A 24,910-nucleotide genomic window follows, 5' to 3' on the forward strand; every position below is an offset into this window, starting at 1 on the left:
CGGGGAGTCGTCACTACTTTTTGCGAAATGGAATAAAAGCAGCAGGCTAACCTCGAATTTCTCGGGGTTAGCCTGCTGTCTAAACTTTAATATTAAGCACCTATGACGTTGATACTATAATTCTGCCTTTTTTACTATCGTAGCTTACTTTCCCACCTAGCTTTTCATTGACAAAACGCAGTGGAACAAATGTTGTACCCTTAACGGTTACAGGTGCAACCTCCAATTGACTGCTAGTCCCATTAACCGTAACGGTTTTGCTACCCTCAGCAAGTACGATCGTGGAGTTTCCTTTAATTGTAATCGTTTTGTTCGTTCCATTCCATTTTACATCTGCTCCAAGAACATTGCTAATAAATCGCAGCGGTACTAATGTGCGCCCCTGACTTGTAAATGGCGCAACTGGAAGCTCCAGCTTGCCTTTTGAGGTGTACACGTACTTTTCATTCATATGCATTGCAATTTGATTAGCATTGAGCGCTTCTACCTCTGCACCAATTGTCAACGTTGCCTGTTTGGTAGAAGCGACTCTCCCCTTGGAATCATACACCGCGACCGTTAGTTTATGCTTGCCCTGCGTATAGTTTTTCGGGTCGATCTTGAATTGATACGGATATTGTTTCTTCTCAGCTACTTGCTTACCGTCAATTGAGAAGACAACCTTCCCAATATATGGATCATACGTTTTTATCCATGCCGTAATGGTTGCTTGCTTGCCACGAGCAGCTTGATCTTCAATGGATACAACACTTTGCTTCAAAGCAGCAGGTGCCGCATTTAGTGAAGGAACCTTGCTCAAGTAATAAGGGTCCTTTATCATCGCCTTATATGCATTCAGTACAGAGCTGTTTTCTGTTAGGCTGAAGTTATTAAGACTGCGCTCTGCACTATGAGAATCCGTTAACGTGTTCAAACTAAACCAGTTAATATTTTTCAGTCTCGGATATTTTAATTTTGCTCCATGATACATCATATTCATTTTCGTTATTGCAAAATTAACCGTAGACGTGTTGCCTGCCTTGCTAAAATGCGTTGCCCCATACTCGCTAACCATAATTGGTTTGCGGTCAGCATATGCGTTGTATACATAATCCAATGAATCAAGCGGATTCACTTGATCAGCTGGGCTCTTTACATCACCATTGAAAAACTTTACGGAATAAATGCTTAAACCGACCCAATCGACAACATCGTCACCAGGATAATAATCATGAATGTTTCGCTTCGGGTTAGCTGCTGGTGACCACACCATTGCAACGTTAGGTGCTTCCTCCTTCATTACCTTCGCTACTAACCGAAACTTTTCAATATACAATGCGGGATTGCCGTTCCATTTTACCCAGCTTCCATTCATTTCTGATGCAAATCGTAAAAAAATCGGCACACCTGCTGCTTGTGCATCACGCGCGAATTTCCGCAATACTGCGTCATCCTTAACTTCGCTCAGCCCTCCTTCAGGCTGAACTGCTAAGTGAATCGCGCCCCCTGCTTCCTTTACCTGTGAGGCCCAAATATGAGGGAAATTTGCTCCGTAACGATGATAGTTAAAATATATTGCATGCTGTTTTCCTGATAATTCGTTGAATGCTGCGAATTTCTCTCCCTTTTTACTTTCTACACCGCTGTCCTTCTCAATAAAAGCACCAATGTACATGCCAGTCTCAGGCTCAAACTTTGCCAGCTTGCCTGACTGCTCCATAATTGGAATCTGATCCTCAATATACAGCTCTACTTCAGTATTCAGCGCATCTGCCATTGCCATAACAGCAAAATATGTATTCATATCACCACTTTTTAAGCCCAGCTGATAATGAATGGACGCTTCCTCGTAATAGGTATTGGCTGCATTTTGGAATTGACCATCCTGTTCATAGGCTTCAGCCAGCTTTCTCAAATAGCTCGCATTTTTCGTTTGCTTTACTGCTTCTTTAAGCTGTGCGATAGCTTCTTTGTACTTGCCTTTGTTCATAAGGTCTACACCCTGGGTATAATGCTTCCAATGGTGGGTTGTTGCAGCTTGTACAGAATTAATCGGCACGTAGGCAGCAACTAATAATACAATTAAACATGTATTAACCAATAATTTCCAAGTGAGTTTCATGTATGCTCCTCCTTCTTAGGGCGTGTCTGAGAACTCTGAGGCCACTGAACGGGTTTCAGACATGTCCTAATCAAAATTATAAATTACTACATTAAATTAGCATAGAAAAAAATAATCCGCTTTAGCACAGAGGCTAAAACGGATTATTTCTCTACAAATTATAAAAGTAACCGAAAACTGACATTATAATAGCGATAACCGATAACGTACCCGATACCCATGCAATGGCGCGTGTTCCTTGTCTATAAGCCATTACGGAGAGCAGTAAACCCGACACCCCTGTCCAAAATGGCCATACAAACAATGCGATAAAGGATACGACTAGAGCAATTATTCCAACATACCAGCTTACTACAGATTGAGCATTTGCTGGACGTTCATCATGCCCATCATCATCATACCTTGACAAGCGGATGTTTTGATCGGCTCGCAGCTCCTCATAGGTCAAGTCTGCACCCATTTCAGTGTTGACACCGCCATGCTCTAACGGTGGAAGCGGCTTATGCTGAAGTACGATCTCATCGTTTTGAGCGAGCAGCGCTTTTTGATTCGTTACAGGTAGTTGATCACGATAAACTTTATTGCCGCGTGAAAAGCGTGGGCTCACCCTGATCACCCCTTCCGAACGAAGGTTAGGCAGCACGTTTCAGCAGATTGCTTGGCAACATCCTTATGACCCGGTTCTGCTAATTCTGCTGAAAATTCTTCCTTGTAGTTCATTTTAGAGTGCGCATCAATTTCAATTTGAATCTCTTCTGCAAAACAGCGATTGTTTTCTCCCCAAAACTTACAATTCGACACAGTACATGCTACGCCTTTTGGCATAAAAAATCACCTCCATCAACAGTTTGCCCTGCTGATAAGGTGACTTATTCTCGTTATTTTTTTCCCATCATGCGACGCTGTGTCATGTAGTCACTTTCATAATAAGCAAGCTCATCGCGTAGTTCTTCATAATATTTCGTAATATTCATAATAACATTTCTTGCCTCGCGTTTCGGTTTAAACCGGAAGCGAATCGCATCTTGACCCGTGTATGCATAACGTCCATCCTCAGAATAGCATTCATTTTTGGGATAGAAGAAAGCATTCACACAATTATGGTATACCTCATAAAGCGCACGCTCAGCAAAATCCGCATCAAAATTCGGTCTTCTTAAAAGTACGCCCAGCTTTTCATAAGAAACCTCAGAGAAAACCAGCAGATGACGCAAATCAGCTAAAAAGCCTTTGTAGAATTGCGCTTCATCCTCTTCTTTTTTCTCCTCACTTATAAGATGCTCCAATGAATGTGAATTAAGAAATGTTTCCAGAATCTCAATTGCATCTTTTAGCTTCTCACGAGTTGATTCACTAAGCGACTTCACATTAGTCGATGGCATGTTGGTAGATCCCCTTTCATTTTCCAAACCAAAAACTATATCAAGATACATCGTAACATAAATACGTCCAAAACGGTACTATTTCAACGTCCAAACTGTATAATTTCAATTCATTTACGACACAGTAAGTGGTAAAAGGAGTGGTGAACATGTCAAAAAAATGGCTGATACCGATTTGTGCAGCAGCAGGTATTTTTTTAGTGCTGCAATTACATCAGTCGAATACGAATAGAAACAATGGAAATGAGTCCTCAGAAATAGCTGAGCTTCAGCAGCAGCGCTCCATTCATGAAGTACTGAGCGCTACTATGGAAGAGGAACAAAAGCTCAATATTATGCAAAAGGATATGAACAATAGCGACCTGCTTGTTCTAAGCGAAATCGAAGCTGATATTGACAAGCTGGTTGAACTTACGGATGCAAAACGAGCAAGATCCTCGATCGAGAGACTTCGCTCCGACCATCCGCATTATGTGTATATGCGCTGGGAGCATGATAAGACGAAAATTCAAGTCGGAGACTATCCTGCACCTGAGGAAGAACAAGCGAAGTCTTATATGAGAGAAGCAGAGCGTTATTATGTGCCTGGAGACCGATATAGCTCCAAGCTCTATTATGGCAAGGACAACAATCAATATCGTGTCATTACAAAGGTTGGAAATGAGGTTAAAATTACGGCCGTAGTGAAGGCCTCCATCATCCCACAGGTTGAGGAGCATCAACGCAAAAATTTACGACTGGTGCCTTATCCAGCAGAAGGAACGATGAAGGTCGAGTCCGTTAAGCCTAACTCCACTGTTGATACTACCGTAACGACAGGCGAGGATAATGGCAATGTAAGCCATTATTACGAAAAGGAAGTTGTCGTTAAATTTACCACTCCTCTAACGGAAGCACAGTTATCGGAGCTTAAAGGGCAAATTAACTGCACAAGTGCAAAGAAAATGGGAGATACCTATATATTTGTATCGGAAAACATGCAAACTGAAGAGCTAATCGCTTATTTCCGTGAAAATTGGGATATCTCATTTATCGAGCCACATTATATCTACTTAACGAATGAAGAGGCTAATGCAACCTTCATCCCGAACGACTCTTTGTTTTCAAGATATCAATGGAACATTCCCAACATCCATGTTGAAACGGGCTGGAATATAAGCAGAGGCAGCGAGGATGTTGTAATTGCTGTGTTGGATTCTGGTGTTCAGCTTAATCATCCAGATTTGCAAGAACGCTTGCTACAGGGCTACAACGTGAACGACGGCTCTACCAATGCTGCAGATGAGCTTGGACATGGTACTCATGTCGCCGGCATTATCGGCGCAACCGTTGATAATCAGGAAGGAATCGCAGGGATTACTTGGTTCAACTCCGTATTGCCAGTTAAAGTACTAAACAACTCTGGTGCTGGCTCTACGTACAGTGTTGCTCAAGGTATTATTTGGGCTACCGATCAAGGAGCCAAAGTCATTAATATGAGCCTCGGCAACTACGCGTCAGGCGATTTCCTTCATGAGGCAATCAAATATGCCTATGAGAGAGACGTCGTGCTCGTAGCAGCAACTGGTAATGACAATACGAATCGACCAGGCTACCCAGCTGCCTATCCTGAAGTGTTTGCTGTTGGTGCAACAACCAGCTCAAAGGAGCGTGCAACCTTCTCCAATTATGGCGATTACGTAGACGTTGTCGCGCCTGGAGATTCGATCGCAAGCACATATACTGGCGGTCAATATGCGGCACTATCGGGTACCTCGATGGCTTCTCCACATGTGGCAGCACTTGCAGGGCTTATTCGATCGGTCAATCCATCGTTAACAAATGTTGAAGTAATGGAGATTATGCGTCAAACCGCTACCGATCTTGGTGAACCTGGCTACGATCAATATTATGGCTATGGCGAGATTGATGCGCAGAAGGCGTTAAGTACAGCGGTCAGCTATGCCGGCACGCTGCAAACGTATCCCAAAACAGTGAAAAACCGTCTGGAACAAATCATTAATCAATAAAAAGAAGAGCCCGCATTAGAACTTCTTATATCAGAAGCGCTAATGCGGGCTCTTATTATGTTGCCATGCTCGTTTGGAAAGCTTGCCGTAAGCCGGGTTCTGTACTCGTAGTGGTGATAACGGGAACGACCCTCCCACAATGAGCGACAATCATCTATCTAGGCTATATATTGCTATATAGCTCAAGCAACTCACCCGAACACGCCTCAGGCTAAGGCTGCAGCTAATACTGCTGTGTTCTCTCGGTTTTGCTCCAGATGGGGTTTACCAGGAACATAGTCACCCATGCTCCTCGTGGTCTCTTACACCACGGTTCCACCCTTGCCTGTGCTGATTGCTCAGCCATCGGCGGTCCATTTCTGTGGCACTATCCTTCGGCTCGCGCCGACTGGACGTTATCCAGCATCCTGCCTTGTGGAGCCCGGACTTTCCTCTCGCAGCATCAAGGCTGCCAGCGATTGTCTGTCAAACTTTCCGATGCAAATTACAGTATAACGAGTTTTGCGGCATAACTCAATAGTTAAACTTCTTCCATTTTCAAATGAGGGATCGGTTTTTATCCATTTTCAACCTGCATTACAGAAATGTAAATGGCTCCGTATGAACCTCGGAACCGATAATTTCTACACTTGCCTTCTCAGCCTTGCATTTATCAGTAAGCCAGTCCTTTACACCTTCTATCATTACTTTTTCAATGTGGTGTCCAGGATCGATAATACACATGCCATCAGCTAATGCATCCTGTGCTGTATGAAAATCTATATCTCCAGTTATAAGCACATCTGCACCTGCAAATTTGGCTGATTTCACATATTTTGCTCCCATGCCGCCAAGCACTGCTATTTTTTTAATCGGTTTCTGCATATCTCCAACTACTCGCAGCGCAGGGACGTTGTAAGCATGTTTTAGCTGCTGGGCAAGCTGACCCAATGTTGTCGGCTCTAGCAAGCGCCCTACACGTCCTAGGCCGTAATGGACGCCCTGCTGTTGCAACGGTATGAGATCATAAGCAACCTCTTCATATGGATGTGCCTTTACTATGCTGCTAACGACCTTGCGCTGCAAGCTGGCAGGGACGATGCATTCAAAGCGAATCTCCGGCTCTCGATGCAAGCTGTTAAGCTCTCCTACAAAAGGAGTTGCACCAGCCTCCGCCATGAACGTACCTGTGCCGGAGGACTGGAAGCTGCAATGGCTGTAATTGCCGATATGACCAGCCCCTGCACGCCATGCCGCCTGCTCTACCGCAGTTAATGCAGACTCTGGTACGTAAACAACGAGCTTGCTAAGCTGATCCACGTATACGGTATCGAGCGGTTTTCTGTCCTGCTCCATGCCTGCAAGATCAGCTAACAAGTCGTTGACACCGCCAATCGCGACATCCAAATTCGTATGTGAAATATATACCGCAATATCATGCTTAATTAATAGCTCATACAGCTTGCCTGCAGGAGTTGAAACATCAATACTGCCAATCGGTCTGAAAATGATAGCATGATGAGCAATGATCAGATCAATACTTTTCTCTATTGCTTCTTGTACAACCTCTAGAGTCACATCGAGTGTCACGAGGACACGATCAATCTTCTTATTAAGCGTTCCGAGCTGTAAGCCAATACGATCATGCTCAACCGCATAATGCTTGGGTGCGAATTGCTCCATATATTGAATTAAGGTTTGTCCGTGTATAGCCATCTCAGTACCTCCTTAATCAACGTTTGATCCTGCTTAACAGCTGCAAGCTTTGCTTTGGCGCTATCAAGCTGTGACTGGGACAGGGATGCGATAATATGGTCAAGCTTCTCCATTTCCGCTTCCCATTTTTTTAGAAGCACAGGTCCTTTCTTTTGCAGCAAATAAGGGCCCATGCGCATAAGTATCGCGTTGGTTACGGGTGCAGGATATGGCAGTCCTAACTCGCTGCCAGTATAAAGCTTCTGATTAAGTTCATCAGCTCGTTGCTCCTTCTTCGCATAAAGCACCTCATAAATTTTTCCCTCCTCTTCTACAATTGCTTCATCCTGCAGTACCCAATCATGTTCACGAAGCCATACACGTACCGCATCCTCACCGATATTAGGCTGAAGAATGAGCTCCTTCACGCCTTCTAATTTCCCCTGCTGATCGCCTTGCCCCAGTATCGTTGAGATCAAAGCTCCACCCATTCCGCAAATCGTTACCGTATCTACTTCATTAGGTTGAACGACCTCAAGTCCATTGCCTTTTCTAGCTGATATTTGCCTCGTTAGATTGGCATTCTCAATTTGCTTGCATGCTGCTTGCCAAGGTCCTTCATTTACTTCTCCTGCAACAGCGAATGCTGATTTTCCGCTTTGAATCAGGTACACAGGAAGCTGCGCATGATCAGAACCAATGTCAGCAACCCGATTCCCTGTCGTTATGTAATCTGCTACCGTTTGCAATCGTTTTGAAAGCTGAATCATTAAATTACCCACACCATCCATTGTTTTTTCAATCCAAATAATAAGCCGCCGCCAATTGCTACCTTGGCTATTAGCTGTAGCTGTAAATATACCACTTCTTCGATGAACATATTTTGAAAAAGCTCTGGCATAAACCATGTAATAATACCGATAACAAATAAAATTGCAGAAACAGGCTTGAACCACTTATGAATAAACCAGCTAATCCAAAAAAATAAAACAGATAAAGGAAGCCAATAAAGCTGAATTTCATACCATTGCTGACCTGTTGTCAGCTCATGCAACAGCATCGCATATGCCATTAGAAATGCAAGCCAGCCGCATAGATGCAATAAACTTAGTTTACGCTTAATTCCATATATTACCCAGAATAGAGAGCATGCCGTGATTAAAAAGAAATTCCAATACCAGGCTGTAAGCTCATGCTGAATGATTAAATATAAACCGCCAGATAATAGCAATAAATGCCCTAGAAAAATGCTTAAAAAGCCTATAGGAGCATAGCTGGAGCGCATTTTTTCACCGAATCGCAATAAAATGATGGTACCTAACAGTAGTGTACCGATTTGCATTACAGGATGAAAAACGCTAAAATAAAGCACAACAAACGAAATTAAGGTTAATATTCCAATTGTTAGGAACCATTGTTTTCCTGTCGCTCGGGATACAGCCATCATTGCCTTGCCGACAAGATGCTGCGGCTGATTGTCAGGTTCTGCAGATTTCGGTGCGAGTACAGGGTCCGCATACAAATTTAACAGAAAATCACAATAATGATCAGGCAGCAGCTTCGATCTTCGCCAGTGCTCGATTTCGCGAACAATAATTGTTCTACGTTCTGCTTTCATAGACAGCTTCCTTTCTTATTTAGCTCTTGATAAAAATGACCTTACTGCAAGGCAGAAAGGTCATCCAAATCGTACTAATTATTCAAGGAAATCTTTAAGACGTTTACTTCTGCTTGGGTGACGAAGCTTTCTCAGTGCTTTTGCTTCAATCTGACGAATACGCTCACGTGTTACGCCAAACACCTTGCCTACTTCCTCCAACGTGCGAGTGCGGCCGTCATCAAGACCAAATCGCAAGCGAAGCACATTTTCTTCACGTTCAGTCAGCGTATCCAGCACATCCTCAAGCTGCTCCTTCAACAATTCATAAGCAGCGGCATCAGCAGGAGCAAGAGCTTCCTGATCCTCGATAAAATCGCCAAGATGAGAGTCATCCTCTTCACCGATCGGTGTTTCAAGAGACACAGGCTCTTGCGCAATCTTCATGATCTCGCGAACTTTTTCTGTGCTTAGCTCCATCTCTGCAGCAATTTCCTCTGGCGTTGGTTCGCGTCCAAGCTCTTGCAGCAATTGACGAGAAACACGAATCAGCTTGTTAATCGTCTCGACCATATGAACCGGAATACGAATTGTACGTGCCTGGTCTGCAATCGCACGCGTAATGGCTTGACGAATCCACCAAGTTGCATACGTACTAAACTTAAATCCTTTTTGGTAATCGAATTTTTCAACAGCCTTCAGCAAGCCCATATTGCCCTCTTGAATCAAGTCAAGGAATAGCATGCCGCGTCCAACATAACGTTTTGCAATGCTGACAACTAGACGAAGGTTTGCTTCGGCAAGACGTTTTTTCGCTTCTTCATCGCCATTTTCAATACGGATCGCCAGTTCGATTTCATCCTCAGATGAAAGAAGTGGAACACGTCCAATCTCTTTTAAGTACATACGAACAGGATCATTAATTTTAATGCCGGGCGGCAAAGCCAAGTCATCATCAAAATTAAAGTCATCCCCGTCTCGCTCCTGATCATCTCCTGTAGGCGAAAGTGGATTATCATCGTCAGTTTCGTTCAATACCTCAATGCCAAGATCATCGAGCTGCTCGAAAAACTCATCGATTTGTTCAGGATCCTGATCAAAAGGGGACAGCTTCTCCATTATTTCTTTATACGTAAGAGAAGACCTTTTCTTCCCTAGCTCAATCAATTGATCCTTCGCAAGATCCAACTTTTGCTCAGTATCCAATTCAGTATGCTGATCATTCGCCATTTTGCGACTCCCTCCTCCCTAGATCATTGAAGATAATTCTTCAGTTCTCTCTCTAGGGAATTAATCTCTTGCAGCAAACGCGCTGCCATTATCGGATCTCCAGCACGTTCAGCACGTACTGCTTCTTCCTTTTTTCTCTCAATTTCCTGCAGTTTTGGGACCTTAACAATATCTTGTATCCAAGCATCCATTATGTCCTCATCAAAGGGAAAGCCTCCATCCATCATAAGCAGCTCCGTAGCTGTACGCTCCAGCTCCTCGTCTTCCAACGTAGCAACGAAGCGAGCGGCATCAGCTTCATACCCCGATGCATAGTAAGCATACAAATATGCTGCAATTGCGATATGATTGGCAATATTAAAGGCATCACCTAATTTATCATGAACAGCCAAAGCTACATCTCTGTTTCTCATCATGACATGCAGAAGACGTCGCTCAGCATTTACATAGGCAGGCAACACAGTTGAGCTTCTTGAATTTCTTTCGCTTTTCCTTTTTTCATTCCTACCATTATTCCACGAAAATTGGTTATTATCCCTTTGCTGCTTGAAATTTTGCTGCTGAATCCGAAATTCATGGCAATCCTGCTTCAATGCATCCAAAGAAATATCAAATTCCTTGGACAATTCCTTGAGCTGGATTTCTCTCTCTGTTGATGAATCCAATTCAGCAATAATTTTAACCGCCTCAACGATGTATTGATTCCGGCCCTCTTCTCTTGAAAGTATATGGTTTTTCCGCAAATATATAAGCTTGAATTTTGTAACAGATACGGCCTGTTCGATCACTCCGTGTCGAAACGCATCGCCGCCATATGTCTTAATATATTCATCAGGGTCCATACCTTTCGGAAGAAGTGCAACAAGCACCTTTATTCCAACATGCTCTAGCATAGGAATCGATTTGTAAGCTGCGGCTTGACCTGCGCTATCACCATCGTAGCAAATAATCGCTTCATCACAATGTCGCTTAAGCAGCAGGCAATGCTCCTCGGTCAATGCCGTTCCCATCGTCGCTACCCCATTATGCACCTCTGCTGACCATGCCTTAATGACATCCATATAGCCCTCGAAAAGCACAATTTGCTTTACCTTTTTTATGGCAGATCTTGCGAGATCCATATTGTATAGCATGCGACTTTTAGTAAACAGCATCGTCTCAGGCGAATTTAAGTATTTGGGTTGGCCTTCGCCGATTATTCTGCCTGCAAAGGCTACAGGCTTGCCGTTCCGATCTCGGAGTAAAAACATAATTCGATTTCGAAAACGGTCATAATAGCCCTCACCATCATTTTTGACAGAAATTAAGCCACCCTTCTCCAACAGCTTAGGGTCAAAACCCCGATTCATTAAGAACCGAGTTAGAACATCCCAATTAACAGGCGCATAACCAATCATAAATTGATCAATCAGCTTATCCGTCAATCCTCGCTCAATCAAATAGCGCTTTGCTTCTTCACCCTGCACCGTATTGTTCAATATATGATGATAGAACTTAGCTGCGAGTTCATGTGCTTCTATGATTTTATTGCGAACATTGTCCTGTTCTTGAGAGTGACCACCAGTGTTGGAAGTCCAGGTGACTGGAATTCCAGCATCCTCCGCAAGCATTTTAATTGCTTCCGGAAATGTATATCCCTCCATTTCTTCGACGAATCGAATAACATTACCGCCCTTGCCACAGCCATAGCAATGATAAATTTGCAACTCTGGCGTAACGGTGAATGAAGGAGTCTTTTCAGAATGAAAAGGGCATAACCCCTTCATATATTTTCCATGCTTAGTCAGATGGACATATTTACCGACTACCTCTACGATGTCATGGTGATTTCTGACTGCATCTATTACTTCATCTGGTATTAAATCTCCAGCCATAGCATATCACCTTCAATTTGTTGCCTTTAATAATATTCGCTAAACTTCATGTTTCTCCTGCTTTTCAAGTAAAAGTTTTGTCAGGTTTTGTTGAAATTTTTTGCGATCCTCGTCGGTTAATGCTCTAGGGCCCTTTGTTCTCAATCCTTGTCGCCGCCTTTTAGCTGATTCAGCACGACGTTCAAGTAAGTGATCTATGTTGTCATTCGTATAAGCTTCGCCGCGAAACGACAGGGTAAGGGCATGCTTCGCAATAGCTAAGCAAGCTAGCCCAAAATCTTGTGTAATAACAAGGTCGCCTGCTTTTACCTTGTTGGCAATAAACATATCGGCAGACTGACTGCTTCGGTCAACCTGAACCATTTCAACATCCTCGATTTGAGGCAAACGATGATCGAAAGAAGCAACCATGCATACTGGAACAGCATACATTCGCGCAATTGTAATGATTTCGTTTTTAACCGGACATGCGTCGCCATCCACGATAATCTTCACTGCGGCCACCTCTTCCTTAGCAGACTTGTTATTAGGTACTAAGTATTATATACGCTATATGTGTAAAAAATCCTTTTATTATTACTCTTTCTTCACTTTCTCCATAATGAGGCTCGCTGTTTCTTCCACTGCACGGTGTGACACATCAATTACGGTGCATTGCAGCTTATCCATAATGGATTTGGCATAATTCAATTCGTATTCGATTCGATCTGTTGATGCATAGGAAGCTGTGTCTGGCAGCCCTAAAGCCTTCAGTCGCTCTTTACGTATCACATTCAAGTAGTTCAAATCAATCGTTAAACCGATAATTTTTGCTTTCGGTACTTGAAATAACTCAACTGGAGGCTTTATCTCCGGCACTAGCGGGACATTTGCTACTTTATATTTTTGATGCGCTAAGTACATCGACAGTGGCGTTTTAGATGTGCGAGATACGCCCACAAGCACGATATCTGCTTTTTTAACACCAGAGGTATCGCGTGCATCATCATAACGAACAGCAAATTCTACCGCTTCGACCTTTTTAAAGTAATCCGCATCAAGAACATGGTTTAACCCAGGTTCCTGACGTGACTTTCTTCCTGTTCTATGTTCCAGCATTTCGATAAGGGAGCCCAATAGATCAATCGCCTGAACCTCGTACTGTTCTGCCAGCTGCCGCATATACTCTCGCAGCTCAGGCTTTACCAATGTGTACATCACAATAGCATCAAGCCGTTTCGCTTTAGCGGTCACGTCCTCCAGCACCGTTTTGTTCGTAACGAATGGCGCTCTGCGAATATCTGGATGAATCGGATGAAATTGTGCAATAGCGGCACGAACAACATATTCACCTGTATCTCCTGCAGCATCCGAAACTACATATACGATAACGTCCGAGTCTTTAGTCATATTGTACTCCCTTCTCTACTTTGCATATATTCTTATCTAGCAGCTTTAACTATGCCCAAACAATTTTGGACAGATCGGCAATTGCTTGAATATCCTCCGCAATTACTGCCAGCGTAGCTAGTCGGTTACGCTTAGTCGCTTCATCCTCTGCCATAACCATAACCGAATCAAAGTAAGCAACGATACGATCTCTCAAGCTCGCCAACTGCTCGTAAGCTTGCGCTATGTCTCGGTCCGCCATCGCTGAATGAAAAGCTGGATGAACAGCTTGCCATGCTTGATACAGCTCGCTTTCCGTTGACTCCTGGAACAATGCTGGATTTACGTCCTTGCTTTCTGCTTTGGATGCCAGATTGCAGACGCGGTTAAAGGCTTCAACATTGCTCTTGAAGCTTGCTTTGTTTTGCTCTTCAAGCTGAACAGCAAGCAGCTCTGCACGCTTCTTTGTTAGAAGAAGATCGCTAAAGCCCGCTTCCATCACTGCATCGATCACATCATATTTTGCACCTTGCTCAGACAACCAGTTTTTCACACGAAGTGCAAAGAAATCGTTCAAGTCCTTGGCGATTTCTTCAGCAGTGCGTTTAGTGCCGCGATCAACATGTACAGACAAGCTCAGCTCAAACAGCTCAGTTAACGACATCTGCAGATCATGGGCAAGCAAAATTTGCACGATACCAGCTGCTTGTCGGCGCAGTGCATACGGATCCTGTGAGCCTGTTGGTACGATACCGATCGAGAAGCAGCCAACAATTGTATCGATTTTGTCTGCTAGAGACACAATCGCTCCAACGAGTTGTGACGGTACCGCATCGCCTGAGAAGCGTGGCTGATAGTGCTCATTAATCGCCTTTGCTACTTCAGCATCCTCACCAAGACGTGTTGCATAGTCTTCGCCCATAATCCCTTGAAGCTCTGGGAACTCGTATACCATTTGCGATACAAGATCGAATTTGCAAATAGCTGCAGCACGTTCAACCTTCGCTTTTGTATCTGAAGCAGTACTTAGCTTATTAGCAATTAGAGCAGCTGTACGTGTTACACGACGTACCTTGTCACCAACAGAACCAAGCTCCTCATGATAGACAATGTTCTCAAGTTTCGCAAGCGCAGCCTCAATTGACAGCTTATGGTCTTCCTCGTAGAAAAACTTCGCATCGGACAAGCGTGCACGAAGTACTTTTTCATTCCCTTTTGCTACAACATCAAGTGATCGTTGATCACCATTGCGAACGGTAACGAAATATGGCAACAGCTTTCCTTCCTGATCCAATACAGGGAAGTAACGCTGATGCTCACGCATTGACGTTATCAGTACTTCCTGCGGGATATTCAGGAACGATTCCTCAAACGTACCGAACAATGTGCTTGGATATTCTACTAGGAACAGTACTTCCTCCAGCAAGTCATCCTTAATTGCAATTTCCCAGCCCTTTTCAGAAGCAAGTGCCTCGATCTGCTGTACAATAAGCGCCTGGCGCTCATTCACATCTACCAGCACATGCTGCTCACGAAGCTTTTCTACGTATTGCGCTGCTTGATCAATGACAGCTTCCTCACCTAAGAATCGGTGACCGCGAGAGGTGCGTCCAGCAGCAACACCAGCTAGTTCGAACGAAACGATGTCACTGTCATACAACCCAACCAGCCAACGGATTGGACGGACAAAGCGCATATCATAGCTGCCCCAACGCATATTTTTCGGGAAGGACATGGATGTAATAACATCAACAAACCCCTGCGGCAATAAAGAGGCGGTCTCAACACCAATGCTGCTTTTTTTTGCGTATACGTACTCTACGCCGGACAATTCTTGAAAATACAAAGCCTCTGGCTCAACACCCTGACTGCGTGCAAAGCCTAGTGCCGCTTTGCTCCAGTTTCCGTTCTCGTCTTGAGCAATTTTACGGGATGGTCCCTTTGCTTCTTCTTCAATATCAGTCTGCTTTTCTGCCACAGCTGTAACAAGCAAAGCTAAACGACGCGGTGTTGCAAAAGCTTGAATAGCATCATACGCGATACGATGCTCCTGCAGCCACTTTTCAAATTTAAGCTGAAGCTGATTCATTGCATCGCGAACAAAACGTGCAGGAACCTCTTCTAAGCCGATTTCTAGCAATAGGTCTTTAGCCATTATTCGTTCTCTCCTTTCTTCAATAGAGGGAAGCCTAAGCGCTCGCGTTCCTCCAGGTAAGTAGTAGCTACGGAGCGAGCCAGATTACGTACACGACTAATGTAGCCTGTGCGTTCCGTTACGCTGATTGCCCCACGCGCATCAAGCAAATTGAACGTATGAGAGCATTTCAGCACATAATCATACGCCGGGAATACAAGACTTTGCTCCATCGTTTTCTTCGCTTCTTCCTCGTACATATTGAAGAGAGAGAACAGCATCGCAGTATCTGATGTTTCGAACGTATATTTTGAGTGTTCAAATTCTGGCTGGTGGAACACATCACCGTACGTGACACCATCTACCCACTCCAGATCGTACACATTTTCCTTTTGTTGAATGTAGGAAGCCAATCGCTCCATACCATACGTAATTTCTACCGCAATCGGATTCATATCAATTCCGCCTACCTGCTGGAAATACGTAAACTGTGTAATCTCCATACCATCGAGCCAAACTTCCCATCCTAGGCCCCAAGCACCAAGTGTTGGTGATTCCCAGTTATCCTCTACAAAGCGGATATCATGATCCTTGGCATCTATCCCAAGACGCTTCAGACTTTCAAGATACAGCTCCTGAATATTGTCTGGAGAAGGCTTAAGAATAACTTGAAATTGATGATGCTGATATAGACGGTTTGGATTCTCGCCATATCGTCCATCTGCAGGACGACGAGACGGCTCAACATAGGCTACATTCCATGGTTCAGGACCGATAGAACGTAAAAATGTCATTGGATTCATCGTACCTGCGCCTTTTTCTACATCATATGGCTGCACGAGAATACAATTTTGCTCAGCCCAAAACTGCTGAAGCGTTAAAATCATGCCTTGAAAATTCATTTCAACACAACTCCTATCAATTTATTATGAACAGGCTGATGCTGCTTCGGCATACTAAAAAGCTCTCGCCGCTACGCCTGCTCGCAGACGTAGGGACGAGAGCTATTCCCGCGGTTCCACCCTACTTGATTACTCTTGATCGAATAATCCTCTTTCACTCGTTTCAGCTCCAGAGCGCCATGCTGCATGTCCAACACCGTCAGGCTTTCACCATCCCCAACTCGCTCATAGGCTGAACCACGCGCACTTCTCTTTCATCGCTTCATATTTATATTCTCATATTCTATTCAAGTATTGAACAATTGTCAAACTAAATTCCCTAAATTATCTAGAAAATTTCTCGTCTTGAACTTTATCCCGAGCTGCCCATCTACTAATTGTCGAATAAGCAGTGAAATTTCTTTTTTCACATCGTTGGAAAGATTAATATTGCCTACTTGTCGCAGGTCAAGACGCTTGAATAAGCGAAGCAGCTTTAAAGCTGTATCGCTTATCGGCGTTAATGAAGCATCTTGTGCTGAGCATCTGGAGCACAGAATCCCTCCTGCGTAGCCTGACAATTTAAATGGGCCAACATGATTGCCACAATGTATACATTCTTCAACAATTGGACTATAGCCGCTCATGATAAGCACCCTCATCTCAAAAATCGAGGTTAGAACGACAACATCCTTGCCCTCGGCCATTCCGCTAAAGCATGCTTTCAACTGTTCAAAATGCAATAGTCCCACCTCTTCATCTTGAATGCCGCGGTCCATTAGCTCAGCGACATAGGAAGCATGTGCCGTAATATCAAGGTCTGCCCGCAGCAAATGGTTGGAAGCGATTAACTCACCATGCTGCAGCGTGCCTAGTCCAGTGTTTTTTATGAAGTTGTACTCACCGTATGTAAAAGGCTGAGCAAGCGAGGCGTGCTTGCTCCTTACCTTTCGCGCACCACGTACAAGAACTCCCACTTTTCCGCTATTATTCGTAATTAATGTTACAATTTTATGATTTTCACCATAATCAACAGTTCGAACGACGATACCTTCAACGCGATACAGCATGTTTAATCCTCCAGCGGATCATGATGAAGGAAGCAATCAGCTATAACTCGATACCTTCGATCGGTAGCTCTTCTTCATCATCACCCATACCTATAGCTTCGGTATCGATCGAATCTCTATTCCGCTCTACTTCCTTGTAGAGCAAATAAGACTCGACATCCCCGGTTAACGCAAAATATTTCCACGAAAAATCCTTCATTCGTATCCATCCTTTCCGCCTCGGAAATGCTGCTCCAGATGGTTATAGGATGAACACTACGATAAAATCTATCCGTAGCAAAAATTACTGTTTCGGTTTTACTTGACTTCTTCAGAAAGCTCTGAATGTACGATACTGTCAAAGCAATTATTCGTTTTTGAAACCAAGATCGTTCAAGACTCGATCTTGATTGCGCCAATCTTTTTTCACCTTAACCCAAAGCTCCATAAAAACCTTCGAGCCAAGCAAATTTTCAATGTCAATGCGCGCCGTCTTCCCTACCTCTTTTAGCAGCGCACCACGTTTTCCGATAATAATTCCCTTCTGGGAGTCTCGTTCAACAAATATGACTGCTCCAATGTATACAACACCATTATCTTGTACACGCATGTCCTCGATCTGTACAGCGATAGAGTGTGGAATTTCTTCTCGAGTTAGATGCAGGATTTTCTCACGAATCATCTCTGCGCACACAAATTGCTCAGGATGATCCGTTACTTGATCTGCCGGATAATATTGCGGCCCTTCTGGCAAATACTTGCCTATTTGCTCCAGCAGCGTCGAAACATTATTCCCCTTCATAGCGGAAATTGGCACGATTTCAGTAAACGGGTATAAATCCTTGTATTCAATAATTTTGTTAAGCAATGCTTCAGGATCGATTTTATCGATTTTATTGACAACAAGAAAGACAGGTGTTTTCACTTTGCCAAGCTGCTCAATAATATAGCGGTCTCCGCCTCCAAGATCCTCAGAAGCATCAATTAAAAACAATACCGCTTCAACTTCTTTCAGTGCACTTTCCGCAGATTTCATCATGTAATTGCCGAGCTTGGAGTTCGGCTTATGAATGCCAGGCGTATCAAGAAATACAATCTGCATATTGTCGCCAGTGTACACACCGTGAATTTTATTACGTGTCGTTTGCGGCTTGTCCGACATAATCGCGATTTTCTGACCAATTAAATGATTCATTAATGTAGACTTCCCTACATTAGGACGTCCAATAATCGCAACAAATCCAGAACGGAACTTGCTGCTGCTTTCTGGTTGATTCATTCTTGTTCCTCCTTTGCGAGTGATGTTGGGGTAAATGCTCCTGGTAATAGCTCGGCAACCGTCATCACTGCATACTTTCCTTTTGTATTTCCCATAATGACCTTCATATCTGGTGGGCATAACTCGACCAACACCTGTCTGCAAACGCCGCATGGGGTTATTGGCTCGGTTGTATGACCAATAACTGCTATTGCGGAAAAGCTTCCAGGCTTTGCTCCCTGAGCAATCGCGCTGAACAATGCAGTCCGTTCAGCACAATTCGTAGGTCCGTAAGCTGCATTTTCGATATTGCAGCCACGATATATTGTACCTGATTCATGCAGCAATGCTGCACCGACGCGAAAATGAGAGTAAGGCACATAAGCTTGCTCCATTGCCATCTCCGCTTCCTTCAGCAAGGAAAGCTCGTTTTCATTCATAGTTAGATTTCACTCCTGTCATCAATCTGTTAGCTATGATCGCTAGAACAGCTTCGGCCAAAAAATTATCAACCCAATAATCGCAGCTCCAATTGACATGACCAGTACTGCCCCTGCAGCTGTATCTTTAGCTAATTTAGCTAGTGGATGCCATTCAGAGCCATGCAAATCTATCGCTGCTTCTATGGCTGTATTAAGCAGTTCCAAGCTAATGACGGAACAGATAACAATTATGATAATCGTCCATTCCAGCCAACTAAGCGAAACGATGGCACCTAGTACAATTACTAATAGTGCCACCGCTACATGAATTTTCATATTTCGTTGTGTGCTTATGCCCTGACAAATGCCTTCAAACGCATAACCAAAGCTTCTAAGCAGCTTCCTCATTAGCGCGTTAACCCTACCTGCTGCAGAACAGCCTCTTGCTTTGCTGTCATAACAACCTCAGATTGTTCATCCTGATGATCATAACCGAGCAAATGCAGAAAACCATGAACGAATAGAAATCCAATTTCCCGCTCCAAGCTGTGTCCATATTCAACGCGCTGCTCTTCAGCACGCTCAACTGAAATAATAATATCACCCAGCATGCCCGATATCGGATCAACCTCATCTTCGCTCTCTACCTCGAATATAATGTCCAGCTCGTCCACACCATCATCATTCATTGCAAATGACAAAACATCTGTCGGGCGATCAATGCCGCGATAGGTTTTATTCAGTTCATGAATCTCTTCATTGTCTGTAAAGGTAAGCGTAACCTCGCCAGACGTAAGTCCTTCGTTCGCAGCTGCAAGTGATAATAGCTGATTTAACATGCTGATCCAGCTGTCCGGGATGTCAAATTTGCTTTGGTTGTTGTTCCAATCTAGTACTAGACTCATGTTAAGACTCCTTATCATTATCTTTTGCTTTTGCATCCTCTGGGTATTCAATTCGAGAATGGAAAATGCCGATTAAGCTTTCTTTAAGTGATTGCGCGATTTTATCCAATTCTTTCATCGTTAAATCACATTCATTGTATTGGTTGTCATCGACACGGCTTTTGATGATTTTATGGATCATATCCTCGACCTGAGTAATCGTAGGATTGCGCAGGCTTCGTACAGCAGCTTCAATACAATCGGCTATACCAACTACAGCTGCCTCTTTGGATTGAGCCTTAGGACCAGGATAGCGGAAATCATCCTCTGTAAAGTCCGGCTCCACACCTGCTTCTTCTGCCTGCTTAAGCGCCTTGTAGTAGAAAAACTTCAACGATGTTGTACCGTGATGCTGCTCCGCAATATCTCTTAGCGGCTTCGGAATATTGTACGCTTTTAGCATATCGGCACCATCTTTGGCATGTGCTACAATGATCGATTTGCTAAGCATCGGATCAATCGTATCGTGAGGATTTTCCATATTGTTCTGATTTTCTATAAAATAACTTGGCCGTTTTGTTTTACCGATATCATGATAAAACGCGCCTACTCTGCACAGCAGTCCATTAGCACCAATTGCCTCCGCTGCAGCTTCCGCCAAATTCCCAACCATTACGCTATGGTGATACGTACCTGGCGTTTCCGTAAGCAGCTTGCGTAGCAACGGATGATTCGGACTCGATAACTCTACTAGCTTCAGCGCGGACAATATGCCGAACGATACTTCAAAGAATGGCATAACACCTATTACAAGTACGGAAGTTAATAGACCGCCACCAAATGCTAGGCCAACCGAATAAATAAGCGGCATGCGATCGAGCTGCTCCATCATCAGATAAAGGGTCAGTACGCTAATTGCTCCCAAAATACTTACCATTATACCTGCCTTCAAAATCGCAGAGCGTTGAGAGGCATGTTTAATGGAATAAATAGCAGCTAGTGAAATTACGACTATATAAAAGCCGAACCTAAAGTCGAACAGTCCACTAGTTGTGTTAAGAATGACAGCACCGCTCATGCCTGAAATAAATGTGGTAGCTAGCGCCAAGTGCTCATCGATTAACAATGTAATCAGCATAGCGCCAAGAGCTGCTGGCACCAAATATCCTGCTATATTGGAAGTTTCACCTTGAATCAATGAAACAATTTGCATAATTGCAAGATTTAATAGCGTAATAAGCAATAACATAAGCAGCTGTGAGTTGTTGTACTTCACATTTTGTAAATGGGCGCCTGCCGATTGTGTGAAGTAAATATACAAAAACGCAGCTAATAGCAGCGATAAGAGAACAACCCCAAGCTTTGCCCATCTATGCTCGGTGTTATGCAATAGATTAGCTTCAACAAGCAAATTATATGTATCTTCTGTGATCAACTCGCCTTTTCGTACAATCACTTCATTTTCCTTATAAACGACTGGCTGAGTATTAAGTCTTGCCTCTTCGCGTGCCTCATCAGTAGCCGTACGATCAAAAAACTTGTTTGGCGATATGGCAAATCGCGCTATTTCAGAAACAATTTCACGCGCAGTGCGGTTTGAAATCGAGCTTGAATTTACAAGCTCGGCTACCTGCATGCGTGCCGTTTCTGCATCGCGCAGCGGTTCAAGCGTCAATTTGCGAACAATATCTCTTGCCACAACACGCATTTCTACAAGCTCCTCCTGCTTCAAATTCGGGAGCTTGTAGAAGGTTTCCTCTGGGATAGTGTATTTCTGTTCAGCAGTTACTTTGGAAATCTCCTCAAGCAGAAGCTCATTGTACGTTTCATTGGCTAAGCTTGTTTTAACAAAATTAGCAATATGCTTGTCGTAGCTGCTAGGTATTTCTGTGCGGTAAATATCAATTTTGTTTTGCAGGGTCACCTGATCGTCTGCATTCAGACCTTCAATGCGCAAAAAGATCGATTCAACAAGCTGCTGGTTTTGCAGTCCAATAGTAGGATAAATGTCCTCGATCGCATTAGCAGCCTGCTCCTCTGCAGCCTTTGTTGCTTTCTCATCTCGAATCTGCGCCGGCGCCTTAATATCTTTATCACTAATTGTATTTTCAGTAATATTATAAGTTTCAGGGATGATATGCGGAGCAAGGTTCAAGTAGAAAAGAATGACGAATAACGCCATGAACACCCATTTCATAGCCGTGCTTTGTCTCCAGCCAGCGGCTGCCCTCAAGCGGCTTGATTTTAATTGAGGCAGGTCATTCTTAGTAGTCATCGCTATCAATCCTTTCCTTATTCATTGAACTACGTTTTTGCTTCCGCATCCCGATCATACGCCATAATGATTTTTTGGACGAGTGTATGACGAACGACATCCTGCTCGGAGAAGATCATCATGCCAATTTCCTCAATATCACTTAAAATACGCTTGGCTTCAATCAAGCCGGAGTTTTTGCCTCTCGGCAAGTCAATTTGCGTTACATCGCCTGTAATCACCATTTTTGAGCCAAAGCCCAAACGGGTCAGAAACATTTTCATTTGCTCTGGCGTTGTATTTTGCGCCTCATCCAATATAATAAACGCATCGTCCAAGGTTCGTCCACGCATATAGGCAAGCGGAGCTATTTCAATCATGCCTCGTTCAATTGCCTTTACCGTCTGCTCAGGCCCTAGCACGTCGTGCAAGGCGTCATACAGCGGTCTCAAATACGGATCCACCTTCTCCTGTAGATCGCCTGGCAAAAAGCCTAGATTTTCACCTGCTTCTACAGCCGGTCGCGTTAAAATAATACGCTTTACGATATTTTCCTTAAGTGCTGTTACAGCAAGCACAACAGCCAGGTAGGTTTTACCTGTACCTGCAGGACCTATTCCGAATACGATATCATGCTTGCGGATCAGCTTGACATAATGGCGCTGACCAATCGTTTTCACAAGAATTTTCTTGCCCCGATAAGTCGTAGCAATTGGCTTCTTGAATAGATCCAGAAGCTCCTCTGCCTGCATCTTCAACGCTAAGTCCAGCGCGTACGTAATATCACGCTCAGAAGGTGTATATCCTTCTCTAACAAGCTGCAGCAATACCTGATACAGCTGTTCAAGCGAATCGACCTGCTGTGCGGGTCCATTAATTGAAATCTCTGCATCTCGTGAGCTGATTTTCGCATCAACTCGTTCCTCAATCATACGAAGAAACTTGTCTTGTGGTCCGAGAACTGCTAAAGCCTCAGCCGAATTTAGGACTGGAATTTTAACTGTTTTCATTTCATTTTGCAACAATACTCAATCTCCCTGCATATGGACTATTGGTTGTTCTTTTGTAATTGACTGATTCACTTCGTAAAGTACTTTCATAACCACTTTACCATTGTCTGTCGCTTCATGCAAAACAATTTCACTAACAATTTCCGCTTCTTTCCCAGCTTTCGCCAAAACCCGCAGTCTGGCTTGCTCTAAACTTTCCGCCTTCGCTTCCTCGACGGTTAACTCTCGCTCCTCAAAAGTTGCCTCCTGCTCAAGCTCTTTCATTTTACCAATTGGAAGCGTGTATTTTCCAATCGAGAGCATATCAGTTGTCGTTGTCGTTTCCGACTTCTCATATGGCTCTTGCTTAAACCCGCTTATTTGCAAGGCGCGGTCGCCTAATACGATATAGGAACGCGATTGCCGTTCTCCAGTTAACACACGATATTTTTGCACGAGAGGAGCCGACACTTCATATTCGTACCAAACCAACCCCTTCACAGTGCCTTGAGCTATAACGATTTGTGAATGCGCCTCACTGCCAATAATGCCAGAAATCAGCACATCCCCTTTTTTTACTCGTGTGTTTTTTCGCACTAACGGCTTACCCTGCTCTGCTATAATGTACGTAATCACCGCATCATTGGATGCAACAAGATGACGAGGACTATGCAATTCTCTTTGATCTGGAATCGTCGACTCCACAATTTGAATTTTAACTTTTGTTCCAACCTTTTCGACTCCAATCCATGTCGTACCCGGAATTGCGTTAACCAGCTTCTTGGAAAGCACATCGGTGTCCTGAAGCTTAAACGACCATTGATAGCGGTATAATCCCTCCTCCTTGGCAGCTGCGATAATGACGTCACTTGGAATACGCTTATTGCCTGCTACTTCAATTGACCATACAAGGGAGGCCAACAAAAAGATAATTGCAAAAAACGCCGTAATGCCAACCGCGAACCATAATCGTTTTTCCATTAATGCAAGTAAAAAAGGAAAGCCTTTTTTACCTACAAGCTTTAGTTTGCCACCAGAGGCTCGTACATATTTCCGCAATAAAAAATACTGCTCCACACTAATTTCAAAACGTACGCATTCAGAGCCTATTAAACGAATATTGAACAACTCCAGCTTGTCTACTGTAGCTTGGTTGAGAAACTGAGCGACCTGTGCGCTCCGCAGCTCAACCTCCACTGTACCCTTTAACCATTCAACCAGTGATTGACGCATTGCGATCTCCTCCTCAGGAATAAATAAATGTTACGGGAATAGCTCAATTCCCGTAATGATGCCTTCAACGAACACCTCATCTGTCCAAATGGTACGAATAATCAGCTCACGGCCGCGAACCTCCAGCTCCCCCTTGCTCAGAGACAAACGAAGTACCTCGTCTGTAAAATTTATAACTCCACGATGATTTTCAATATACAACTGGCGATCGCCAATCAATGTTAATCTTGGCAGCTCAAATACAACATCCTGCGGCATATCTAGCCAGGACGCAGTCAGCTTGTGCAGTTTGCGTTTCATACGACCCATTGATGCAGCTCCCCTTTCTAGAACCAGTGACACCCCTGCCGCAACACAGTTTGATACTCTACCAAAGTATGCGGTAAAGGTAACATTTATGAGAAAATCACAGCATCAATCTGTTCCTCTTCGGTTTATATGTAAGTCATCAGGCAGTATCGCTGGTTGAGCGGATTTTAGTTAAATCGTAATGAATGGCTTGCACCAATGACTGCAATGAAAATTAACGCGTGTCACTGATGGATATACGACCGAAGCTCACACATGATGG

Annotated in this window: 24 protein-coding genes and 1 other RNA gene; 1 reads left to right on the plus strand and 24 read right to left on the minus strand. The window is 43.8% G+C overall.

The window, feature by feature from the left end; all coding sequences use genetic code 11:
- Positions 1 to 100: 100 nt before the first annotated feature.
- The 4 genes from ACFP56_RS07275 to ACFP56_RS07290 all read right to left on the minus strand — a co-directional run bounded on the left by ACFP56_RS07275 (position 101) and on the right by ACFP56_RS07290 (position 3,483).
- Positions 101 to 2,101, minus strand: a complete 2,001-nt coding sequence (locus ACFP56_RS07275) for a stalk domain-containing protein (RefSeq protein ID WP_379232771.1) — start codon at positions 2,099 to 2,101, stop codon at positions 101 to 103.
- Between the two features lie 151 nt (positions 2,102 to 2,252).
- Positions 2,253 to 2,708: a hypothetical protein gene (locus ACFP56_RS07280; RefSeq protein WP_379232773.1), complete on the minus strand. Its 456-nt coding sequence runs from the start codon at positions 2,706 to 2,708 to the stop codon at positions 2,253 to 2,255.
- A gap of 5 nt (positions 2,709 to 2,713) precedes the next feature.
- On the minus strand, positions 2,714 to 2,926 hold the full coding sequence (locus ACFP56_RS07285) for a DUF1540 domain-containing protein (RefSeq protein WP_379232775.1): 213 nt from the start codon (positions 2,924 to 2,926) through the stop codon (positions 2,714 to 2,716).
- Positions 2,927 to 2,979: 53 nt separating this feature from the next.
- The gene (locus ACFP56_RS07290) at positions 2,980 to 3,483 is read right to left on the minus strand and encodes a YpuI family protein (RefSeq protein WP_379232777.1); all 504 of its coding nucleotides are present in this window, start codon (positions 3,481 to 3,483) and stop codon (positions 2,980 to 2,982) included.
- A gap of 149 nt (positions 3,484 to 3,632) precedes the next feature.
- Here ACFP56_RS07290 and ACFP56_RS07295 point away from each other — a divergent pair, with 149 nt between their 5' ends.
- Positions 3,633 to 5,492, plus strand: a complete 1,860-nt coding sequence (locus ACFP56_RS07295; protein ID WP_379232779.1) for a S8 family peptidase — start codon at positions 3,633 to 3,635, stop codon at positions 5,490 to 5,492.
- 73 nt (positions 5,493 to 5,565) lie between these two features.
- Here ACFP56_RS07295 and rnpB read toward each other — a convergent pair.
- The 20 genes from rnpB to yqfC all read right to left on the minus strand — a co-directional run bounded on the left by rnpB (position 5,566) and on the right by yqfC (position 24,648).
- An RNA gene (gene rnpB, locus ACFP56_RS07300) (RNase P RNA component class A) lies at positions 5,566 to 5,966 on the minus strand.
- 102 nt (positions 5,967 to 6,068) lie between these two features.
- Positions 6,069 to 7,187 (minus strand): Nif3-like dinuclear metal center hexameric protein, encoded by a 1,119-nt coding sequence (locus ACFP56_RS07305; RefSeq protein WP_379232782.1) that lies wholly within the window; start codon positions 7,185 to 7,187, stop codon positions 6,069 to 6,071.
- Positions 7,163 to 7,936, minus strand: coding sequence for a tRNA (adenine(22)-N(1))-methyltransferase (locus ACFP56_RS07310; protein WP_379232784.1), 774 nt, complete (start codon positions 7,934 to 7,936; stop codon positions 7,163 to 7,165). The genes ACFP56_RS07305 and ACFP56_RS07310 overlap by 25 nt, the downstream gene beginning before the upstream one ends.
- Positions 7,936 to 8,784: a hypothetical protein gene (locus tag ACFP56_RS07315; protein ID WP_379232786.1), complete on the minus strand. Its 849-nt coding sequence runs from the start codon at positions 8,782 to 8,784 to the stop codon at positions 7,936 to 7,938. Before ACFP56_RS07315 ends, ACFP56_RS07310 begins: the two co-directional genes overlap by 1 nt.
- Positions 8,785 to 8,862: 78 nt before the next feature.
- A complete protein-coding gene (gene rpoD, locus ACFP56_RS07320; RefSeq protein WP_379232788.1) occupies positions 8,863 to 9,993 on the minus strand; it encodes an RNA polymerase sigma factor RpoD in 1,131 nt (376 codons plus the stop codon).
- A 23-nt stretch (positions 9,994 to 10,016) separates the two neighbouring features.
- A complete protein-coding gene (gene dnaG, locus ACFP56_RS07325; RefSeq protein WP_379232790.1) occupies positions 10,017 to 11,867 on the minus strand; it encodes a DNA primase in 1,851 nt (616 codons plus the stop codon).
- A gap of 39 nt (positions 11,868 to 11,906) precedes the next feature.
- Positions 11,907 to 12,371 (minus strand): YaiI/YqxD family protein, encoded by a 465-nt coding sequence (locus tag ACFP56_RS07330; RefSeq protein WP_379232792.1) that lies wholly within the window; start codon positions 12,369 to 12,371, stop codon positions 11,907 to 11,909.
- Between the two features lie 72 nt (positions 12,372 to 12,443).
- Positions 12,444 to 13,256 (minus strand): pyruvate, water dikinase regulatory protein, encoded by an 813-nt coding sequence (locus ACFP56_RS07335; protein ID WP_379232794.1) that lies wholly within the window; start codon positions 13,254 to 13,256, stop codon positions 12,444 to 12,446.
- A gap of 49 nt (positions 13,257 to 13,305) precedes the next feature.
- Positions 13,306 to 15,390, minus strand: a complete 2,085-nt coding sequence (gene glyS / locus ACFP56_RS07340; RefSeq protein WP_379232796.1) for a glycine--tRNA ligase subunit beta — start codon at positions 15,388 to 15,390, stop codon at positions 13,306 to 13,308.
- On the minus strand, positions 15,390 to 16,271 hold the full coding sequence (glyQ, locus tag ACFP56_RS07345; RefSeq protein WP_379232798.1) for a glycine--tRNA ligase subunit alpha: 882 nt from the start codon (positions 16,269 to 16,271) through the stop codon (positions 15,390 to 15,392). The genes glyS and glyQ overlap by 1 nt, the downstream gene beginning before the upstream one ends.
- Positions 16,272 to 16,576: 305 nt before the next feature.
- The gene (gene recO / locus ACFP56_RS07350) at positions 16,577 to 17,320 is read right to left on the minus strand and encodes a DNA repair protein RecO (protein ID WP_379232801.1); all 744 of its coding nucleotides are present in this window, start codon (positions 17,318 to 17,320) and stop codon (positions 16,577 to 16,579) included.
- 40 nt (positions 17,321 to 17,360) lie between these two features.
- On the minus strand, positions 17,361 to 17,519 hold the full coding sequence (locus ACFP56_RS07355) for a YqzL family protein (RefSeq protein ID WP_379232803.1): 159 nt from the start codon (positions 17,517 to 17,519) through the stop codon (positions 17,361 to 17,363).
- A 147-nt stretch (positions 17,520 to 17,666) separates the two neighbouring features.
- Entirely contained in the window at positions 17,667 to 18,578 is a 912-nt protein-coding gene (gene era / locus ACFP56_RS07360) for a GTPase Era (RefSeq protein ID WP_379232805.1), read from the minus strand.
- Positions 18,575 to 18,997 (minus strand): cytidine deaminase, encoded by a 423-nt coding sequence (cdd, locus tag ACFP56_RS07365; RefSeq protein ID WP_379232807.1) that lies wholly within the window; start codon positions 18,995 to 18,997, stop codon positions 18,575 to 18,577. Before cdd ends, era begins: the two co-directional genes overlap by 4 nt.
- A 42-nt stretch (positions 18,998 to 19,039) precedes the next feature.
- Positions 19,040 to 19,387 (minus strand): diacylglycerol kinase family protein, encoded by a 348-nt coding sequence (locus tag ACFP56_RS07370; RefSeq protein WP_379232809.1) that lies wholly within the window; start codon positions 19,385 to 19,387, stop codon positions 19,040 to 19,042.
- The gene (gene ybeY / locus ACFP56_RS07375; RefSeq protein ID WP_379232812.1) at positions 19,387 to 19,884 is read right to left on the minus strand and encodes an rRNA maturation RNase YbeY; all 498 of its coding nucleotides are present in this window, start codon (positions 19,882 to 19,884) and stop codon (positions 19,387 to 19,389) included. Before ybeY ends, ACFP56_RS07370 begins: the two co-directional genes overlap by 1 nt.
- Before the next feature lies 1 nt (position 19,885).
- Positions 19,886 to 22,138 carry an HD family phosphohydrolase gene (locus tag ACFP56_RS07380; RefSeq protein ID WP_379232814.1) on the minus strand — a complete coding sequence of 751 codons (2,253 nt, stop codon included), beginning with the start codon at positions 22,136 to 22,138 and terminating at the stop codon, positions 19,886 to 19,888.
- Between the two features lie 29 nt (positions 22,139 to 22,167).
- Positions 22,168 to 23,127, minus strand: coding sequence for a PhoH family protein (locus ACFP56_RS07385; protein ID WP_379233304.1), 960 nt, complete (start codon positions 23,125 to 23,127; stop codon positions 22,168 to 22,170).
- A gap of 18 nt (positions 23,128 to 23,145) precedes the next feature.
- On the minus strand, positions 23,146 to 24,339 hold the full coding sequence (gene yqfD, locus ACFP56_RS07390) for a sporulation protein YqfD (RefSeq protein ID WP_379232817.1): 1,194 nt from the start codon (positions 24,337 to 24,339) through the stop codon (positions 23,146 to 23,148).
- Positions 24,340 to 24,369: 30 nt separating this feature from the next.
- Complete coding sequence (gene yqfC, locus ACFP56_RS07395; protein ID WP_213513543.1) at positions 24,370 to 24,648, minus strand: sporulation protein YqfC; 279 nt, start codon at positions 24,646 to 24,648, stop codon at positions 24,370 to 24,372.
- Positions 24,649 to 24,910 lie beyond the last annotated feature (262 nt).

This window comes from Paenibacillus septentrionalis, assembly GCF_042659865.1.
In the GTDB taxonomy this organism is placed as follows: Bacteria; Bacillota; Bacilli; order Paenibacillales; family Paenibacillaceae; genus Pristimantibacillus; species Pristimantibacillus septentrionalis.

Coding starts and splice junctions, on each gene's coding strand:
- ACFP56_RS07275 (WP_379232771.1), bottom strand. CDS start 2,101: ATGAAACTCACTTGGAAATTATTGGTTAATACATGTTTAATTGTATTA.
- ACFP56_RS07285 (WP_379232775.1), bottom strand. CDS start 2,926: ATGCCAAAAGGCGTAGCATGTACTGTGTCGAATTGTAAGTTTTGGGGA.
- ACFP56_RS07290 (WP_379232777.1), bottom strand. CDS start 3,483: ATGCCATCGACTAATGTGAAGTCGCTTAGTGAATCAACTCGTGAGAAG.
- ACFP56_RS07295 (WP_379232779.1), top strand. CDS start 3,633: ATGTCAAAAAAATGGCTGATACCGATTTGTGCAGCAGCAGGTATTTTT.
- ACFP56_RS07305 (WP_379232782.1), bottom strand. CDS start 7,187: ATGGCTATACACGGACAAACCTTAATTCAATATATGGAGCAATTCGCA.
- ACFP56_RS07310 (WP_379232784.1), bottom strand. CDS start 7,936: ATGATTCAGCTTTCAAAACGATTGCAAACGGTAGCAGATTACATAACG.
- ACFP56_RS07315 (WP_379232786.1), bottom strand. CDS start 8,784: ATGAAAGCAGAACGTAGAACAATTATTGTTCGCGAAATCGAGCACTGG.
- rpoD (WP_379232788.1), bottom strand. CDS start 9,993: ATGGCGAATGATCAGCATACTGAATTGGATACTGAGCAAAAGTTGGAT.
- dnaG (WP_379232790.1), bottom strand. CDS start 11,867: ATGGCTGGAGATTTAATACCAGATGAAGTAATAGATGCAGTCAGAAAT.
- ACFP56_RS07335 (WP_379232794.1), bottom strand. CDS start 13,256: ATGACTAAAGACTCGGACGTTATCGTATATGTAGTTTCGGATGCTGCA.
- glyS (WP_379232796.1), bottom strand. CDS start 15,390: ATGGCTAAAGACCTATTGCTAGAAATCGGCTTAGAAGAGGTTCCTGCA.
- glyQ (WP_379232798.1), bottom strand. CDS start 16,271: ATGAATTTTCAAGGCATGATTTTAACGCTTCAGCAGTTTTGGGCTGAG.
- recO (WP_379232801.1), bottom strand. CDS start 17,320: ATGCTGTATCGCGTTGAAGGTATCGTCGTTCGAACTGTTGATTATGGT.
- ACFP56_RS07355 (WP_379232803.1), bottom strand. CDS start 17,519: ATGAAGGATTTTTCGTGGAAATATTTTGCGTTAACCGGGGATGTCGAG.
- era (WP_379232805.1), bottom strand. CDS start 18,578: ATGAATCAACCAGAAAGCAGCAGCAAGTTCCGTTCTGGATTTGTTGCG.
- cdd (WP_379232807.1), bottom strand. CDS start 18,997: ATGAATGAAAACGAGCTTTCCTTGCTGAAGGAAGCGGAGATGGCAATG.
- ACFP56_RS07370 (WP_379232809.1), bottom strand. CDS start 19,387: ATGAGGAAGCTGCTTAGAAGCTTTGGTTATGCGTTTGAAGGCATTTGT.
- ybeY (WP_379232812.1), bottom strand. CDS start 19,884: ATGAGTCTAGTACTAGATTGGAACAACAACCAAAGCAAATTTGACATC.
- ACFP56_RS07380 (WP_379232814.1), bottom strand. CDS start 22,138: ATGACTACTAAGAATGACCTGCCTCAATTAAAATCAAGCCGCTTGAGG.
- ACFP56_RS07385 (WP_379233304.1), bottom strand. CDS start 23,127: ATGAAAACAGTTAAAATTCCAGTCCTAAATTCGGCTGAGGCTTTAGCA.
- yqfD (WP_379232817.1), bottom strand. CDS start 24,339: ATGCGTCAATCACTGGTTGAATGGTTAAAGGGTACAGTGGAGGTTGAG.
- yqfC (WP_213513543.1), bottom strand. CDS start 24,648: ATGGGTCGTATGAAACGCAAACTGCACAAGCTGACTGCGTCCTGGCTA.